This window comes from Microbacterium rhizophilum, from assembly GCF_039605615.1.
GTDB classification, from domain to species: domain Bacteria; phylum Actinomycetota; class Actinomycetes; order Actinomycetales; family Microbacteriaceae; genus Microbacterium; species Microbacterium rhizophilus.
This window is the reverse complement of the sequence record NZ_JBCNUN010000001.1, coordinates 325,931-342,032: the sequence shown is the minus strand read 5'-3', so window position 1 is coordinate 342,032 and position 16,102 is coordinate 325,931. Positions and strand designations below refer to the sequence as shown.

The 16,102-nt window shown below is 72.3% G+C and carries 14 protein-coding genes; 11 read left to right on the top strand and 3 right to left on the bottom strand.

The window, feature by feature from the left end; translation table 11 throughout:
- Window positions 1-24 precede the first annotated feature (24 nt).
- The 11 genes from lepA to era all read left to right on the top strand — a co-directional run bounded on the left by lepA (window position 25) and on the right by era (window position 11,174).
- Window positions 25-1,872 (top strand): translation elongation factor 4, encoded by a 1,848-nt coding sequence (gene lepA, locus AAD528_RS01765; RefSeq protein WP_345750315.1) that lies wholly within the window; start codon window positions 25-27, stop codon window positions 1,870-1,872.
- Between the two features lie 31 nt (window positions 1,873-1,903).
- Window positions 1,904-2,557 carry a DUF1990 domain-containing protein gene (locus AAD528_RS01760; protein WP_345750314.1) on the top strand — a complete coding sequence of 218 codons (654 nt, stop codon included), beginning with the start codon at window positions 1,904-1,906 and terminating at the stop codon, window positions 2,555-2,557.
- Complete coding sequence (gene hemW, locus AAD528_RS01755; RefSeq protein ID WP_345750313.1) at window positions 2,557-3,774, top strand: radical SAM family heme chaperone HemW; 1,218 nt, start codon at window positions 2,557-2,559, stop codon at window positions 3,772-3,774. The genes AAD528_RS01760 and hemW overlap by 1 nt, the downstream gene beginning before the upstream one ends.
- 171 nt (window positions 3,775-3,945) lie before the next feature.
- Window positions 3,946-4,986, top strand: coding sequence for a heat-inducible transcriptional repressor HrcA (gene hrcA / locus AAD528_RS01750; RefSeq protein ID WP_345750312.1), 1,041 nt, complete (start codon window positions 3,946-3,948; stop codon window positions 4,984-4,986).
- An 87-nt stretch (window positions 4,987-5,073) separates the two neighbouring features.
- A complete protein-coding gene (gene dnaJ / locus AAD528_RS01745; protein ID WP_345750311.1) occupies window positions 5,074-6,189 on the top strand; it encodes a molecular chaperone DnaJ in 1,116 nt (371 codons plus the stop codon).
- A gap of 6 nt (window positions 6,190-6,195) precedes the next feature.
- The gene (locus AAD528_RS01740; protein WP_345750310.1) at window positions 6,196-6,921 is read left to right on the top strand and encodes a 16S rRNA (uracil(1498)-N(3))-methyltransferase; all 726 of its coding nucleotides are present in this window, start codon (window positions 6,196-6,198) and stop codon (window positions 6,919-6,921) included.
- A gap of 60 nt (window positions 6,922-6,981) precedes the next feature.
- On the top strand, window positions 6,982-7,320 hold the full coding sequence (locus AAD528_RS01735) for an HIT domain-containing protein (protein ID WP_345750309.1): 339 nt from the start codon (window positions 6,982-6,984) through the stop codon (window positions 7,318-7,320).
- 52 nt (window positions 7,321-7,372) lie between these two features.
- Complete coding sequence (locus tag AAD528_RS01730; protein WP_345750736.1) at window positions 7,373-8,416, top strand: PhoH family protein; 1,044 nt, start codon at window positions 7,373-7,375, stop codon at window positions 8,414-8,416.
- Window positions 8,410-8,877 carry an rRNA maturation RNase YbeY gene (gene ybeY / locus AAD528_RS01725; protein ID WP_345750735.1) on the top strand — a complete coding sequence of 156 codons (468 nt, stop codon included), beginning with the start codon at window positions 8,410-8,412 and terminating at the stop codon, window positions 8,875-8,877. Before AAD528_RS01730 ends, ybeY begins: the two co-directional genes overlap by 7 nt.
- A gap of 28 nt (window positions 8,878-8,905) precedes the next feature.
- Window positions 8,906-10,282, top strand: a complete 1,377-nt coding sequence (locus AAD528_RS01720; RefSeq protein WP_345750308.1) for a hemolysin family protein — start codon at window positions 8,906-8,908, stop codon at window positions 10,280-10,282.
- Window positions 10,275-11,174: a GTPase Era gene (gene era, locus AAD528_RS01715; protein WP_345750307.1), complete on the top strand. Its 900-nt coding sequence runs from the start codon at window positions 10,275-10,277 to the stop codon at window positions 11,172-11,174. Before AAD528_RS01720 ends, era begins: the two co-directional genes overlap by 8 nt.
- 10 nt (window positions 11,175-11,184) lie before the next feature.
- Here the strand turns inward: era and AAD528_RS01710 are convergent, their stop codons facing one another.
- The 3 genes from AAD528_RS01710 to AAD528_RS01700 all read right to left on the bottom strand — a co-directional run bounded on the left by AAD528_RS01710 (window position 11,185) and on the right by AAD528_RS01700 (window position 15,972).
- The gene (locus AAD528_RS01710) at window positions 11,185-12,531 is read right to left on the bottom strand and encodes a hypothetical protein (protein WP_345750306.1); all 1,347 of its coding nucleotides are present in this window, start codon (window positions 12,529-12,531) and stop codon (window positions 11,185-11,187) included.
- Window positions 12,532-12,545: 14 nt separating this feature from the next.
- A complete protein-coding gene (locus tag AAD528_RS01705) occupies window positions 12,546-14,663 on the bottom strand; it encodes a CHAT domain-containing protein (RefSeq protein WP_345750305.1) in 2,118 nt (705 codons plus the stop codon).
- 142 nt (window positions 14,664-14,805) lie between these two features.
- Window positions 14,806-15,972, bottom strand: coding sequence for a hypothetical protein (locus AAD528_RS01700; protein ID WP_345750304.1), 1,167 nt, complete (start codon window positions 15,970-15,972; stop codon window positions 14,806-14,808).
- Between the last annotated feature and the right edge of the window lie 130 nt (window positions 15,973-16,102).

The following is a 16,102-nucleotide window of genomic DNA, read 5'->3' as shown; positions in this document are numbered from 1 at the left end:
GGCGCACCGTAGAATCGAGGGGACATGTCACCCCGCGCCTCTACACCGCTCGAGCCCGCCGCGACGCCCCCCGAGCGCATCCGCAACTTCTGCATCATCGCCCACATCGACCACGGCAAGTCCACGCTGGCCGATCGCATGCTGCAGATCACCGGCGTGGTCTCGGACCGCGACATGCGTGCGCAGTACCTCGACCGGATGGACATCGAGCGCGAGCGCGGCATCACGATCAAGTCGCAGGCCGTGCGCATGCCGTGGGAGCAGGACGGCGAGACGTTCGCGCTGAACATGATCGACACGCCGGGTCACGTCGACTTCACCTACGAGGTGTCCCGCTCGCTCGCCGCGTGCGAGGGCGCGATCCTGCTCGTCGACGCGGCACAGGGCATCGAGGCCCAGACGCTGGCGAACCTCTACCTCGCGCTCGAGAACGACCTGACGATCGTCCCGGTGCTGAACAAGATCGACCTGCCGGCGGCCGATCCGGATCGCTTCGCGAAAGAGCTCGCCGACCTCATCGGCGGCGACCCCGACGACGTGCTGCGGGTGTCGGGCAAGACGGGGCAGGGCGTCGAGGAGCTGCTGGACCGCCTCGTCAGGGAGATCCCCGCGCCGAAGGGCGACGCCGAGGCGCCGGCCCGCGCGATGATCTTCGACTCGGTCTACGACGCCTACCGCGGCGTGGTGACGTACGTCCGCATGATCGACGGCACCCTCACGCCGCGCGAGCGGATCCAGATGATGTCGACGCGCGCCACGCACGAGCTGCTCGAGATCGGCGTCTCCGCGCCGGAGCCCGTGCCTTCGAAGGGCCTCGGCGTCGGCGAGGTGGGCTACCTCATCACCGGTGTGAAGGACGTGCGGCAGTCGAAGGTCGGCGACACGATCACCAACGCGCGCACGCCCGCGACCGAGGCGCTGGCGGGGTACGTCGACCCGAAGCCGATGGTCTACTCGGGTCTGTATCCGATCGACGCCAGTGACTATCCCGACCTGCGCGAGGCGCTCGACAAGCTGAAGCTGTCGGATGCCTCGCTGGCCTACGAGCCGGAGACCTCCGTCGCGCTGGGCTTCGGGTTCCGCTGCGGCTTCCTCGGCCTGCTGCACCTGGAGATCATCACCGAGCGCCTCGAGCGCGAGTTCGGGCTCGACCTGATCACGACGGCGCCGAGCGTGATCTACGAGGTGACGTCCGAGACGGGCGAGAACATCGTCGTGACCAACCCGAGCGAGTATCCGGACGGCAAGATCAATGCCGTGACCGAGCCGATCGTGAAGGCGTCGGTCCTCGCACCCAAGGACTACGTCGGCACGATCATGGACCTGTGCCAGAGCCGGCGCGGCACGCTGCTCGGCATGGACTACCTGTCGGAGGAGCGCGTCGAGTTGAAGTACACGATGCCGCTCGGCGAGATCGTGTTCGACTTCTTCGACCAGCTCAAGAGCCGCACGCAGGGCTACGCGAGCCTCGACTACGAGCCCGCCGGGCGCCAGGAGGCCGACCTCGTGAAGGTCGACATCCTGCTGCAGGGCGACCGCGTCGACGCGTTCAGCGCGATCGTGCACCGCGACAAGGCCTACGCGTACGGCACCACGATGACCGAGCGGCTGCGCAAGCTGATCCCGCGTCAGCACTTCGAGGTGCCGATCCAGGCCGCGATCGGCGCGCGCATCATCGCGCGCGAGAACATCCGCGCGATCCGCAAGGACGTGCTGGCCAAGTGCTACGGCGGTGACATCACCCGCAAGCGCAAGCTGCTCGAGAAGCAGAAGGAAGGCAAGAAGCGGATGAAGACCATCGGCCGGGTCGAGGTGCCGCAGAACGCGTTCATCGCGGCCCTGTCCGGCGACGTCGAGACCAAGGCCAAGTAGGCGCTCAGGCTCGGCACGTAGGGTGGATGACATGCGTCGCGGGACCTTCCAGGACGAGACGGTCGACTATGCGGCGGTCGGCGCCACGCAGGCGCACGACCTGCTGCAGTACCCGCCGGAGCACAGCCTCCCGGCGGCCGATTCGTGGCGCATCGGCAGCGGCGAGGACCGCTTCCGCTCGGCGGGCGACGCGCTGCTGTCCTGGGGAGCGCTGAAGGGCGCGGGCCTGAAGGTGACCGACGTGCGGCCCGCTCCGGGCCCGGCGTACTCCGGCGTCAGCTTCGACGGCGAGGGCAACGCGATCGCCCCCTCCAAGCTCGAGACCGACCAGCGCTACGACGCCGAGGGCACGCCGTACGCGGGCCCGGGCACCACGCTGCGCGTGCACGGTCGCGTGAACGGCATGCGCGCCGATGCCGAGCTGCGCGTCATCTTCGTGATCGAGGAGGCCCGTCGCGTCGGCTTCGCGCTCGGCACCGTCGGCGGCTCCATGGTGAGCGGCGAGGAGTCGTTCACGATCGAGTGGCGCGACAACGACGAGGTCTGGTTCACCGTGAAGGCCTTCGACCGGCCCGTGGGCCTGCTGTACCGGATGTTCCGCGGCTTCGTGCGCCGTCGGCGCCGGGCCCTGTCCGCCGGCTACCTGCGCGCGATCTCCCCGCTGTTCGCCACGCCGGGGTCCTGATGGCCGGTGCGCTTCCGCTGGGCGATCCCGCTCCGGCGGACGGACGCCTGCCCGCGCAGGTGCGGATCGATCCGGATGTCGACTTCGGCGTCTACCTGCACGTGCCGTTCTGCCGTGTGCGATGCGGTTACTGCGACTTCAACACCTACACGTCGGGTGAGCTGCGCGGCGCGCGCCAGGACGAGTACGCCGACACCCTGCTGCGCGAGGTCGCGCTGGGGCGGGAGGTGCTCGCCGAGGCGGGCGCGCTGCGCGCCGCGAGCACGGTGTTCTTCGGCGGCGGCACGCCCACGCTGCTGCCGGCGGGCGACCTGGGCCGGATGCTCGACGGCGTGATCTCCGCGTTCGGGCTCGCCGACGGCGCCGAGATCACGATCGAGGCGAACCCCGACACGGTGACGCCCGCCGTCGCGCGCGAGCTCGCGGCATCCGGCGTCACGCGGATCTCGGTCGGCATGCAGTCGTCCGTGCCGCACGTGCTCGCCGCGCTCGACCGCACCCACACGCCCGGCAACGTCCGCACTGCCGTGGACGCCGCGCGCGGGGCCGGGCTCGACGTGAGCGTCGACCTGATCTACGGCGCGCCGGGGGAGACCCTCGCCGACTGGGAGGCGTCGCTGGACGCCGCCCTCGCGCTCGAGTCGGATCACATCTCGGCCTACGCGCTCATCATCGAGGACGGCACCAAGCTCGCGCGGCAGATCCGCCGCGGCGAGGTGCCCGCCCCGGATGACGACCTGCAGGCCGACATGTACGAGCTGGCGGACGCGAAGCTCGGGACGGCGGGCTTCGACTGGTACGAGGTCAGCAACTGGTCGCGCGGCGTGGAGCACCGCTCGCGCCACAACCTGGCCTACTGGCGCGGCCTCGACTGGTGGGGCTTCGGTCCGGGCGCCCACAGCCACGTCGGCGGTCTGCGCTGGTGGAACGTCAAGCATCCGGCCGCCTATGCGCAGCGCCTCTCGCTCGGCGAGTCGCCGGCGGCGGGACGCGAGATCCCGGATGCGGAGGCCCGGGCCCTGGAGCGCGTGCTGCTGGAGAGCCGGATCCGCGAGGGTCTGGCCGTCGATGCCCTCGCGCCGGACGCGCGCCGCGCGGTCGCGGGCCTCGTCGCCGACGGCCTGGTCGACGGCGCCGCGGCGGTGCGCGGCCGCGTGGTCCTGACGTTGCGCGGGCGGCTGCTCGCCGACGCCGTGGTGCGCGCGCTCACGGAGTGACACGTTCTCCGGAGATGCCGGCTTCTCAGGACTTCGCGAGCGCAATCGATCCTGAGAACGCGGGATCCCCTGAGAAGCGACCTGCGGTGCGGGCTTACAACCTGCGCGAGGGATTCTCGCTAGAATTGGCACTCAGAAGGATCGAGTGCCAAGCGCGACGGGGAGGTGCCCATGGTCACGGAACGCGGACTGCAGGTCCTCCGTGCGATCGTGCAGGACTACGTCGACACGCACGAGCCGGTCGGCAGCAAGTCGATCGTCGAGCGGCATGCCTTCGGGGTGTCGGCCGCGACGATCCGCAACGACATGGCGCTGCTCGAGGACGAGGAGCTGATCGCCGCTCCGCACACGTCCTCGGGGCGGGTGCCGACCGACAAGGGGTATCGGGTCTTCGTCGACCACCTCGCCGAGCTGCGCCCGCTGTCCGCGGCGCAGCGCGCGGCGATCTCGACGTTCCTCGCGGATCCCGCCGACCTCGACGACCTGCTCGCCCGCACCGTGCGGCTGCTCACGCAGCTCACGGGCCAGGTCGCGCTGGTCCAGTACCCGTCATTCGCCTCCGCGAACGTCACGCACGTCGAGCTCGTGCGGCTCGACGAGTTCCGGATGCTCGTGATCATCGTCACCGACACCGGACGCGTCTCGCAGCGACTCACGGCCACGCCGCGGGGCGTGGACGAGGAGGACGTCGCGGTGCTGCGCGCGCAGCTCGCGGCGCTCATCGCGGGGCGCTCCGTGCGATCCGGATCCGAGCGGATCGACGCGCTGCGCGCATCCGCCCCCGGCGAGCGGTCGCGGCTCGACGAGGCGCTCATCACGATCGCGGCGGTGGTGGGCGAGGAGCTCGACGAGTTCCGGCAGGACCGGCTGGTGATGGCCGGGGCCGCGACGCTCGCCAGGCGGGAGCAGGACTTCCGCGGCAGCATCCATCCGCTGCTCGAGGCGATCGAGGAGCAGGTGACGCTGCTGCGGCTGATGTCGGAGATGGCCGCGGACGACAAGGGCCTGTCCGCCAGCATCGGCCGCGAGAACGCCGCGTTCGGTCTGGGTGAGGCCTCGATCATCGCGAGCGACTACGACGCGACGATCGGCCGCGCGCGCGTGGGACTCATGGGACCCGTGCGCATGGACTACCCCAGCAACCTGGCGGCGGCACGCGCGGTGGCGCGGTACCTGACCCGGCTGCTGGACGAGGACGACAACCGCCGGTAGGCGGACCGAAGGTGTACCCGGATCGCGCTGGGCGCGATCCTCGACGAGATGCGGATCGCGCGGCGCGCGATCCATCGAGAGGCGAGTGTGGCTGATCACTACGAGGTGCTCGGGGTGTCGCGCGAGGCGACGTCCGACGAGATCAAGAAGGCGTACCGCAGGCTCGCGCGCCAGCTTCATCCCGACGTGAACCCCAGCGAGGACGCGTCGGAGAAGTTCAAGGCCGTCACGCACGCCTACGAGGTGCTGAGCGACGACGAGAAGCGCCGCCGCTACGACATGGGCGGCGACGACGGCATGTTCGGCGGCGCCGGGGGCGGCTTCGGCGGGTTCAGCGACATCTTCGAGACGTTCTTCGGTGCGGGAGGCGGCGGCCGGGGCGGACGCCCGCGGTCGCGCCGGGAGCGCGGTCAGGACGCGCTCGTGCGCGTCACGCTCGAGCTCGGCGACGTGGTCTTCGGGGCGCACCGCGACCTCGAGGTCGACACGGCCGTCCTGTGCGAGACCTGCCAGGGCTCGTGCTGCCAGCCCGGCACCAGTCCCGAACGCTGCGAGATCTGCGGCGGCTCGGGCCACGTGCAGCGCCAGGTGCGCAGCCTCCTCGGCAACGTCGTGACCTCGCAGCCCTGCGGCGCGTGCCAGGGGTACGGCACCACGATCCCGCACCCGTGCCCGACATGCGGCGGCCAGGGCCGCGTCCGCTCGCGCCGCACGGTGTCGGTCGACATCCCGGCGGGTGTCGAGTCGGGTCTGCGCCTGCAGCTGCCCGGATCGGGCGAGGTCGGCCCCGCGGGCGGCCCGAACGGCGACCTCTACATCGAGGTGCAGGTCACGCCGCACGCCGTGTTCAGCCGCGACGGCGACGACCTGCTCGCGACGCTGGAGGTGTCGATGACCGACGCCATCCTGGGCACGACGACCACGATCGACGCGCTCGACGGCACGGTTGACCTCGAGCTGCGCGCGGGCGTGCAGGGCGGCGACGTCCTGACGATCAAGGACCGCGGCATCACCGGGCTGCGCTCGGGGCAGCGCGGCGACCTGCGCGTGGGCGTGCACGTCGTGACCCCGACGCGCCTGGACGCCAAGGAGCGCGCCTTGGTGGAGGAGCTCGCCAAGCGCACGAAGTCCCCGAAGCCGCAGCTGGCGGAGTTCCAGCAGGGCCTGTTCTCGAAGCTGCGCGACCGGTTCCGGAACGGCTGATCCGCCGTGGCGCTGCACTTCATCGACGAGACCGCCGGATCCGCCGGGGCCGGCGACACGCTGACGCTCACGGGCGCGGAGGCGCATCATGCCGCCGCCGTGCGGCGCGTCCGCGTGGGCGAGGCGGTCACGGTCACCGACGGCCGCGGCGCCTGGCTCGAGGGGGAGTGCGAGAGCGTGGCCCCGCGAGAGGTCGTGGTCCGGATCGTCGCGCGCCGCGACGAGGACGCGCCGAGCCCGCGCATCGCGCTCGCGCAGGCCCTCGCCAAGGGCGACCGCGACGAGCTCGCCGTGCAGGCGGCGACCGAGCTCGGCGTCGACGAGATCGTGCCGTGGCAGGCCTCGCGCAGCGTGTCGCGCTGGGAGGGCCCCAAGGCGGAGAAGGGCCGCGCGCGCTGGGCGACCATCGTGCGCGAGGCCGCCAAGCAGGCGCACCGCGCCTGGCTGCCCGAGGTGACGCCGATCGCCACCACGGCGGCGCTCGCGGCGCGCGCCGACCGGATCCTGGTGCTCGAGCCGACCGCGGACGTGCGACTGAGCGCGCTCGACCTGTCGGGCGCGGAGTCGATCCTGCTCGTCGTCGGGCCCGAGGGCGGCATCTCGCCGGACGAGCTCGACCGCCTCGCGGCCGCGGGTGCCGCGCGGGTGCGGCTCGGCGACACCGTGCTGCGCACCTCCACCGCGGGCCCGGCCGCCCTGGCACTGGTGAACGCCGCCCTCGGGCGCTGGTGATGGTGCGCGCTCGGCGAACGAGCCCGGACCGCCGGGCACCCCGCGCATAGACTGGACCACATGAGCGAACCCTCGATCTTCACCCGCATCCTGCGGGGCGACATCCCGGGCGAGATCGTGGCCGAGACCGAGCGCGTCTTCGCCATCAAGGACATCTCGCCGCAGGCGCCCGTGCACCTGCTGGTGATCCCGAAGACGCAGGAGTACCGCGACGTCACCGAGCTGGCCGCGGGCGATCCGTCGCTGCTCGCCGAGATGGTCGAGGTCGCGAAGGGCGTCGCCGGCGGCGACTTCCGTCTGCTGTTCAACACCGGCGCGAGCGCCGGCCAGACGGTCTTCCACGTGCACGCGCACGTGCTCGCCGGCGGACTGGGAGAGAAGAGCCTCGTCGGTGCCTGACCCGAGCGACGACAGCGACGTCACCCAGACCGTGACGGCCGACGGCGTGGCCATGGTGCAGCTGCTCGGCCCGCAGGACCGCCTGCTGCGGATGGTCGAGAAGGCGCATCCGGCCGTCGACGTCCACGTGCGCGGCAACGAGATCACCCTGCGCGGCCCGGCCGACGACGTGCGCGCCGCGCGCGCCCTGGTCGACGAGCTGCTCGAGATGACCCGGGCCGGCCACGCGCTCGGCCCCGCCGACGTGCAGAGCTCGGCGCGCATGCTGCGCGACGAGGGCGGCCCGCGCCCCAGCGAGGTGATGGGCGAGGCGATCCTGTCCAGCCGCGGCAAGACCATCCGGCCCAAGACCGTGGGCCAGAAGGAGTACGTCGACGCGATCGACGAGAACACCATCGTGTTCGGCATCGGCCCCGCCGGCACCGGCAAGACCTACCTCGCCATGGCCAAGGCGGTGCAGGCGCTGCAGCGGCGCGAGGTCGACCGGATCATCCTCACCCGTCCCGCCGTCGAGGCGGGCGAGCGGCTCGGATTCCTGCCCGGCACGCTCACGGACAAGATCGACCCGTACCTGCGCCCGCTGTACGACGCGCTCAACGAGATGATGGATCCGGAGCTCGTCCCCAAGCTCATGGCGACCGGCACGATCGAGGTCGCACCGCTGGCGTACATGCGCGGCCGCACGCTCAACAACTCGTTCGTGGTGCTCGACGAGGCGCAGAACACGACGCCCGAGCAGATGAAGATGTTCCTCACGCGCCTCGGCTTCGGCACGAAGATGGTCGTCACGGGCGACATCACGCAGGTCGACCTGCCGCAGGGCGCGTCGGGACTGCGCCTGGTGACCCGCGTGCTCGACCGGATCGACGACATCCATTTCACGCGCCTGACGAGCGACGACGTCGTGCGGCACTCGCTGGTCGGCCGGATCGTCGACGCGTACAGCGAGTACGACGAGCGCCGGATGGCCGCACGCCACGAGCGCGACGAGGCCAGCGAGTTCGCCAACCGCGCCGAGCGCCGCACCGCACGGCACCCATCTTCTCAGGGCCCCTCCGGTCCCCGGGACCGCATGCCCAAGCGAGGACGATCGTGATCGACATCAACAACGAGTCCGCCGTCGAGATCGACGAGTCGGTGCTGCTGCGGCTGACGCAGGAGAACCTCGCGGCCCTGCACGTGTCGTCCGACGCCGACGTGGCGATCGTGCTCGTCGACGAGGGCGCGATGGAGCAGCTGCACCTGCAGTGGATGGACGAGCCGGGCCCGACCGACGTGCTCAGCTTCCCGATGGACGAGCTGCGCCCGGGCACCGAGGACCAGCCGACGCCGCCCGGCCTGCTCGGCGACATCGTGCTGTGCCCGCAGGTGGCGGAGTCCCAGGCCGAGACCGCCGGGCACTCCACCATGGACGAGCTCATCCTGCTCACGACCCACGGCCTGCTGCACCTGCTGGGCTACGACCACGCGGAGCCCGAGGAGGAACGCGAGATGTTCGGCCTGCAGCGCGAGCTGATCGCCGCGTTCGCCGCCGCGGAGCGTCGCCGCACCGCATGAGACCCGTCCGGCGCATGAGAGGCGGCGCATGACCGACCTGCCGCCCGACGTCCTGGCGCCCGTGGCCTCGCTGCTGCTCGGCGGCGCCCTGGTGCTCGTCGTGCTCGCGGGGCTGATGTCCGCGCTCGACGCGGCGCTGTCGGTGACCTCGCGCGGCGACCTCGTCGACATGGCGGGCTCCGGGCGCAACGCGACGGCGCTCGCGCGCATCGCGGCGGACCCGGATCGCCACGCCGGCGTCGTCGTGTTCGTCCGCGTGTTCGCGGAGACGGCGGCCGCCGTGCTGGTCACGGCGGCGTCCTCGCTCATCCTGCACAGCATCTGGTGGGCGCTGCTGGTCGCGGCGCTGCTGATGACCGGCGTGTCGTTCGTCGGGGTGTCGTCGATCCCCGCGACGCTGGGCCGGCGCTACGCGTCGTCTCTGCTTCCCTTCGCGGCGCCGCTCGTGCGCGGCGTGCTGATCGTGCTCGGCCCCCTGTCGGGGCTCCTCGCGGCGTTCGGCAACCGGCTCACGCCCGGCGGCGGGCGGCGCAGCTTCGAGTCGGAGGAGCAGCTGCTGAGCATCGTCGACGAGGCCGCCTCGCACGCGCTGATCGAGGCGGACGATCGCGAGCTGATCCACTCGGTGTTCGACTTCACGGATCAGGTGGTGCGCGCCGTGATGGTGCCGCGCACCGAGATGGTCACGGTCGAGGCGGACGCGACGATCCGCGAGGCGATGGCGCTGTTCCTCGATCGCGGCATCTCGCGCATGCCGGTGGTCGACGGCGAGGTCGACGACATCATCGGCGTGCTGTACCTGAAGGACGTGGTGCAGTTCGGCTTCCGCGACGCCGCGGCGCCGGCGGCATCCGGCGAGCGGCCGCCGCTGAACGTGGTGGCCACGAGCGACACGTGGCGCGACGCGGGCATCCGCGCGATCGCACGGCCCGCCGTGTTCGTGCCCGAGCAGATGCGCGCGGAGACGCTGCTGCAGCAGATGAAGCGGGACGCCGTGCACGTGTGCCTCGTGGTGGACGAGTACGGCGGGATCGCGGGCCTCGTCACGCTCGAGGACCTGATCGAGGAGCTCGTGGGCGAGATCGCCGACGAATACGACGCCCCGTCGAAGGAGATCGTCGAGCTCGCGGGAGGCCGCTACCGCGTGAGCTCGCGGCTCTCGCTCGACGAGGTGGGCGACCTGTTCGGCATCGAGCTGGAGGACGAGGACGTCGACTCGATCGGCGGCCTGCTGGGCAAGACGCTGGGTCGCGTGCCGCAGCCGGGCGACATCGCCGAGGTCGCGGGCCTGATCGTGACCGGCGGCACGTCGCGCGGTCGCGGGCGGGGCATCGCGACGGTGTTCGTCGAGCGCGGCGAGGCGCTGCGCACGATCGAGGAGTACAGGGAGAGAGAAGATGGCTGAATCCGGCAGGTCCGGCTTCGTGACGTTCGTGGGACGTCCGAACGTGGGCAAGTCCACGCTGATGAACGCGCTCGTGGGCGAGAAGGTCGCCATCACGAGCGAGAAGCCGCAGACCACGCGGCGCGCGATCCGCGGCATCCTGAACCGGCCAGGGGGACAGCTGGTGGTGGTCGACACCCCCGGCATCCACAAGCCGCGCACGCTGCTCGGCCAGCGTCTCAACGACCTCGTGGAGCAGGTGCTGGGGGACGTCGACGTGATCGCGTTCTGCGCCCCCGCACCGGAGAAGGTCGGCCCGGGCGATCGCCGCATCGCGGAGTCGCTCAGCGGCTATCCGCGCGCCAAGAAGGTCGCGATCGTGACCAAGACGGATGCCGCGAGCCCGGATCAGATCATGGAGCGACTGATCGAGGTCAACGCGCTTCGCGAGGACTGGGCCGCCGTGATCCCGCTGTCCTCCCTCACGGGGGACCAGCTCGAGGTGCTGAGCGACGAGCTGCTCGCGCTCATGCCGGAGGGGCCGCCGCTCTACGAGGAGGGCGTCGTCACCGACGAGAGCACCGAGGACCGCATCGCCGAGATCATCCGCGAGGCCGCGCTCGAGGGCGTGCGCGACGAGCTGCCGCACTCGATCGCTGTGACGGTCGACGAGGTGATGCCGCGCGAGGACCGTGACGATCTCACGGACGTGCACGCCAGCATCGTGGTGGAGCGCGACAGCCAGAAGGGCATCATCATCGGCCCGAAGGGCTCGCGCCTGCGCGACGTCGGCGCCCGCGCCCGCGCGCAGGTCGAGCCGCTTCTCGGCACCAAGGTGTTCCTGAAGCTGCACGTGCGGGTGGCGAAGGAATGGCAGCGCGACCCGAAGCAGCTCGGCCGCCTGGGGTTCTGACGCCCGGAGCCTAACGCGCCAGGGCCGCGTGCCACGCGAGCCGGCGCAGCTCGGCGTGGGCGACGTCGTTGTGCGCGCCGGCCGCGCCCGCGAGGCGCGAGATCACCGCGCTCGCGTCGACGTTGTGCACGACCCCGTCCGCGAGGCCGGGGTCGGCGGTGTCGCCGGGCTGGAGCGCGGGCAGCTCGACCGCGCCCGCCACGCCCTGGATGCCCCAGGCGCCGATCCCGCCGAACTTCGGCAGCTCCTCGCCGAGCAGGTACTGGCCGACGATGCCCACCGCGAGCGGGTAGAACCGGCCGACCGCGTAGTCCCACCGCGAGCGCGTCGCGACGATCGGGCCGCGCACGAACTCGGGCGCCACGATGTCGGCGAAGTATCCGATGCCGCCACCGAACTGGCCCGGCGCGCGGTCGGCGAACGCCCACAGCGACACCGCGCCCTGCATCAGGAACAGCGAGTCGACGGGCCGCGGCGGTGGGTCGGGGAACTCCCCGGGTCCGCGCACCGCGCCCGCCATCACGATCGTGCCGAAGCTGTGCCCGATCAGGTGCACGCGGGCGTCGGTGCCTCCCATGACGCGGCGCAGCAGGTCGGCCACCGCGCCCTCGCCGAACTCGCGCGCGTGGTTCTTCGAGTGCCAGAAGGTGAGCTGGCGCAGGGGAGTGAGCACGGCGTCGCGCAGTCCGCGCAGCCAGTCGCCGACGCCGAGCAGGCCGCCGTCGTCCTCCGCCTGCGCGCTCGTGGCCTCCGCGAAGACGGCGTCCGGATCCCATCCGCCCGACAGCAGCGGATCGTCCGCGTCCGCGCCCACCGCTCCGGCGAGCGTCCGGTAGGCGTCGACGACGTCGGGCGGCAGCTGCTCGGTTCCCTCCGCCTGCGTCTCGGGATCGATCTCCGCCGCGTACGCGAGGACGGTCTCCAGCGCGTCGCGGACCTCCGGGCCGTCGCCGAGCTCGGCGATCAGGTCCTCGACCGCCTCCTCGACGGAGACCGTGGACTCGGCCTCGGCGGGCATCTCCTCGAGCAGACCGCTGGGCGCGGAGCGCAGCTCGCGGTCGCTCCAGGCCTTGCTCGGCCAGTGCACCCCGATGACGAACGGACGCACGGCGTCGTCCCGGCGATCCGGTCCCGGACCGTCCAGCCACGCGTCGTACTGCGCGATGGCGTCGACGTAGTCGCCCTGCCAGCCGTGGCTCAGCAGGAAGACATCCGTGATGTCGCGGCCGGGCGATGACAGCTCCTCGACGGCGCGGTCGCTCGCGACCGTGCCCTCGAGATCAGGCAGCTCGTGGCCGCGCTTGTCGTAGGCGATCAGGTGGTACTCGAGACCGCCGGGGGTGCGGCGCAGCGCCATGTCGTGCTCCTCGTTCAGGGTCGCGCGGGCAGCGCCGGCGCGACGATCGTGTCGGCATCCGCATACACGCCGTACAGCAGGCCGAGCGGGTTGTTGTGCTCGGCGAGGAAACGCCGGCGCAGCTCGAGCACCGTCTCGCCGAGGGGCCGCCCGGCGAACAGCTCGTCGAAGAACGCCTTCGCCCACTCGGCCGCGAACAGCCCGGGCGTCTTGCACTCCGTGCCGATCACGCCGCGGGCGCCCTTGGTCAGGAAGTACGGCACGAAGCCGTCGTAGAAGCTCGGCGAGAGCTCCGCCGATTCGCACGCGTTGAGGAACACCAGCGGCCGGCCCGCGAGCTGGTCCTCGCGCGGCGCGTGCACCCACAGGTCGCCGAGCGTCACGCCCTGCGAGCCGGTCAGGATGAGCCGCGCGTCGTCGGGATCGTCGGCCGACGCGGTCGCGTGGCAGAACAGGTAGAGCACCTGGTCGGACGCGCCCGCGGCGAGCGCGGCGCGGACGAGGTCGTCGGCGGTGGTCCCCTCGGTGAGGCGCACGCCGCGCGCGCCCCAGTACGCGCGCTGCCCGGCGACGGGGCGGGAGGGCATGTCCTCGTCGATGCCGTCGTTGTAGATCGCGCGCACCGCCAGGTCCGGCGTGGAGGCGATCGCGACCGCGGGCGGGCCGACGTCTATCTGCGCGAGGGGCAGCTGCTCGACCACATGGCGCATGCCGATGAAGTCGTCCCACGTCAGCGCGGCGGCGTCGAAGCGCTCGACGAGGTACATGAGCGGCCACGGCACCGGGAACCCGGACGAGACGACCTGCAGCGTCGTGACGTCTCGCGAGAGCGTCTCCCGCAGCCAGCGGCCGACGTCGCGCAGAGCAGGCGAGGCCTGCGGGCCGTCGAAGACCGCCTGGAAGAGCCGGAAGCCGGCGAAGGCGAGCTCGTGCAGGAGGGCGTCGCCGTCCTGCGGCGTGATCGTCATCTCGAGCGCGACCGCGCGCTTCTTGACGGCGGCCAGCAGTGCCGCGCGCACGTCGTCGATCCGCGCGGCGAGCTGCGGCGGCGTGATGGGGACGGCGATCGGCTCGGGATGGACCTCCTTGGCGATGAGCTCGAAGCCCCAGTCCATCGGCCGGATCTGCAGCGTGGCGAGCCGCTCGTGCAGCACCTCGGCGGCGGCGATGGGTCGGCCGTAGCCCTCGGCGTCGGGCGTCGCGGTGGTGCCGACGCCGTAGGTGAGATCGAGCCGCTGCACGAAGTTGCCGCGGACGTGCACGTGCACGCTCAGCCGCGAGGGGCCGTCGTGGCGGGGCGTGATCTCGAACAGCGCGCGGCCTTCCGACGTCCCGTCGCGGCCCACGGTGAGGCGCTGCGGATGCCTCGGCACGTCGAAGTCCGCGCTGGTGAGCTGCACGTCGACGTCGATGGACGCCTCCCCGGTGGCCACCGGAAGGCCGATCGCGGTCGCCTGCCCGCGCGTGGTCTTCTCGCCGAAGTGCACCGCGAGCAGCGATGGCGCGGAGGCAGTGAGCGCGGGGCCGGCGAGCTCGGCGTTGAGCCAGCTCTGCACGACGTCGGCCGCAGGCGGGGGCTCTGCCTCCGCCTGGGGCTCGGGTGCGGCGTCTGGTGCGGGGGCGGCCTCGGCGTCGATCCCGGGCGGCGTCACCGGACCCGGTGCGAACTCCGCCACCGTACCGTCGGCGCCGAGTAGGCCGTCACTCGGCGGAGCGACCGGCGGGGGCCCCGGCGGCGCCATGGGCGGGGGAGGTTGCGGGGGCGCCATGGACGGAGGCGGCGGCGGGGGCGGAGGCGACTCCGCGTACCCGCCCATCCGGTCGACGACCTCCTCGATCGCGCGATCGACCTCGTCGTCCTCGCCCGCCCCGAAGCCGTACAGGCCCGCGACGACCTCCGCGCGATACCGGCCGGCGAGTCCGGCATCACGCCGCAGGACCCGCGCGATCACGAGCGCGCGGGTCGTGAGATCCGCTGTCGCCCATTCCGGATCCGCCACGGCCGCGTCGTACAGCGCGGCGGCGGACGGCGGCAGGGATTCGGCCACGAACGCGCGCCCTCGCCCGAAGGCGGACGCGAGCGCCACGACCTCGAAAGCCGCCCCGGCGGGGTCGTCCTCGGCGTCGGACATCGGCCCTCCGCTCCTCGGCGCGCGGCGGACGCCGACGCACTCCTGAACCTAATGAGGGCGGGCCCCGCGGAACAGATACCTTCTCGAGTCACCGGAGAGCTAGACCGTCCCGACACGGGAGCGTCCCCGGTGAGTCTCGGGGTCAGGGGGCGTCGGGCGCCCAGATCGCGCTGTCGACGACGACCGCTCCGATGCCGAACTCGGCGTCGGCCGCGCGCTGGTACGTCCCGTCGTCCCACACGACGGTGACGAGGACGCGGCCGTTCGCCGCGGTCGAGACCCGGAGCTCGTGGCCCAGCCGCTCGCCGATCTCGGCCAGAACCGCGGCCGCATCCGCTTCGGAGAGCGGGCCCGCCCCGGCGGGGAGGTCGTCGCTGCGCTGCGGCCGCTCGGCGGCGCGGTCGCACAGGGCCTCGGGGATGTGCGAGGTGACGTGGAACCGGCTCCCGTCGTAGTCGCCCGAGACGCAGGTGAGGACCGGATCGGCGATGCCGGCGTCGTCGAGACCCGTCACGGGGATCGGGTCGCAGGGCCGCGCGGGGCGCGGGTCCGGCCACGCATCGAGGCAGAGGGTCACCCGGGCTCCCTTGCCCTGCAGGATTCCCGTCGCGGTCACCTCCCCGCTCGGCGGCGCGGGGCGCTCGGCGCCGAGCCTGCCGGCGGTCAGGCTCGACGCCGGCACCGGCTCGACGGGGCGCATGAGCCGCTCGACGATCACGACGCGCGCGCCGAACTCGGCGTCCGCCGCGTCCTGGTAGGTGCCGTCGTCCCACACGACCTCCAGTCGCACGTAGCCGTCCTCGACCCGCGGGGAGGCGGCATCGCCCATCCGCTGCCGGATGGTCGCGGCGATCCGCTCGAGGCGTCCGTCGGGGGTCGTGCCGGCGACTCCGCCGGTCGGGTCCTCGGGAACCATCGGATCGAACAGGGCCAGCAGCACCGGATCGGCCGTGACCGTCAGCTGCTCGCCGTCGTAGGTGCCGGTGACGGCGTAGCTGCCGAACGTGCTGTCCGCCGCGGTCTCCTCGCCCTCCACGGCGTCCCAGTTCCAGCCGTCGAGCGGCACGCCGCGGCACTGCGGTGGATTCGACAGGAGCATCTCCCCGTGGCAGAGCTGGATCTCGGTGCCCGCCTTGTCCATCACCATGCCCTGCATCAGGACGTCGCCCTTCGGCGGCGCCGGATGGACGTCGCCCAGCCGCGGCGGCGGGGCGGCGGCCGGCGCGGCGGCGGGGATCGCGGCGCACGCGGAGAGCGCGAGGGCGAGGAGCGCGATGGCCGTAGCCGCGGCGCGACGGGAGGTGCTCATACCGAGGAGTGTCCGAGGACCCGGATCCGTCTCATCCTGAGCATCCTGCTCATCCGGACCCCACCCGGGCCCGTCGTCACCGTGCACAGTGCGTGTTAGCCTTGCTCCATGCGCCTCGGTGGGCTCCTGC

Bases quoted from the DNA above. Each gene is read 5' to 3' on its own strand.
- AAD528_RS01710 (WP_345750306.1), bottom strand. From the start codon at position 12,531: ATGGCGCTGCGCCGCACCCCCGGCGGTCTCGAGTACCACCTGATCGCC.
- AAD528_RS01735 (WP_345750309.1), top strand. From the start codon at position 6,982: ATGAGCGAACCCTCGATCTTCACCCGCATCCTGCGGGGCGACATCCCG.
- AAD528_RS01700 (WP_345750304.1), bottom strand. From the start codon at position 15,972: ATGAGCACCTCCCGTCGCGCCGCGGCTACGGCCATCGCGCTCCTCGCC.
- AAD528_RS01705 (WP_345750305.1), bottom strand. From the start codon at position 14,663: ATGTCCGACGCCGAGGACGACCCCGCCGGGGCGGCTTTCGAGGTCGTG.
- lepA (WP_345750315.1), top strand. From the start codon at position 25: ATGTCACCCCGCGCCTCTACACCGCTCGAGCCCGCCGCGACGCCCCCC.
- hrcA (WP_345750312.1), top strand. From the start codon at position 3,946: ATGGTCACGGAACGCGGACTGCAGGTCCTCCGTGCGATCGTGCAGGAC.
- hemW (WP_345750313.1), top strand. From the start codon at position 2,557: ATGGCCGGTGCGCTTCCGCTGGGCGATCCCGCTCCGGCGGACGGACGC.
- AAD528_RS01760 (WP_345750314.1), top strand. From the start codon at position 1,904: ATGCGTCGCGGGACCTTCCAGGACGAGACGGTCGACTATGCGGCGGTC.
- AAD528_RS01720 (WP_345750308.1), top strand. From the start codon at position 8,906: ATGACCGACCTGCCGCCCGACGTCCTGGCGCCCGTGGCCTCGCTGCTG.
- era (WP_345750307.1), top strand. From the start codon at position 10,275: ATGGCTGAATCCGGCAGGTCCGGCTTCGTGACGTTCGTGGGACGTCCG.
- AAD528_RS01730 (WP_345750736.1), top strand. From the start codon at position 7,373: ATGGTGCAGCTGCTCGGCCCGCAGGACCGCCTGCTGCGGATGGTCGAG.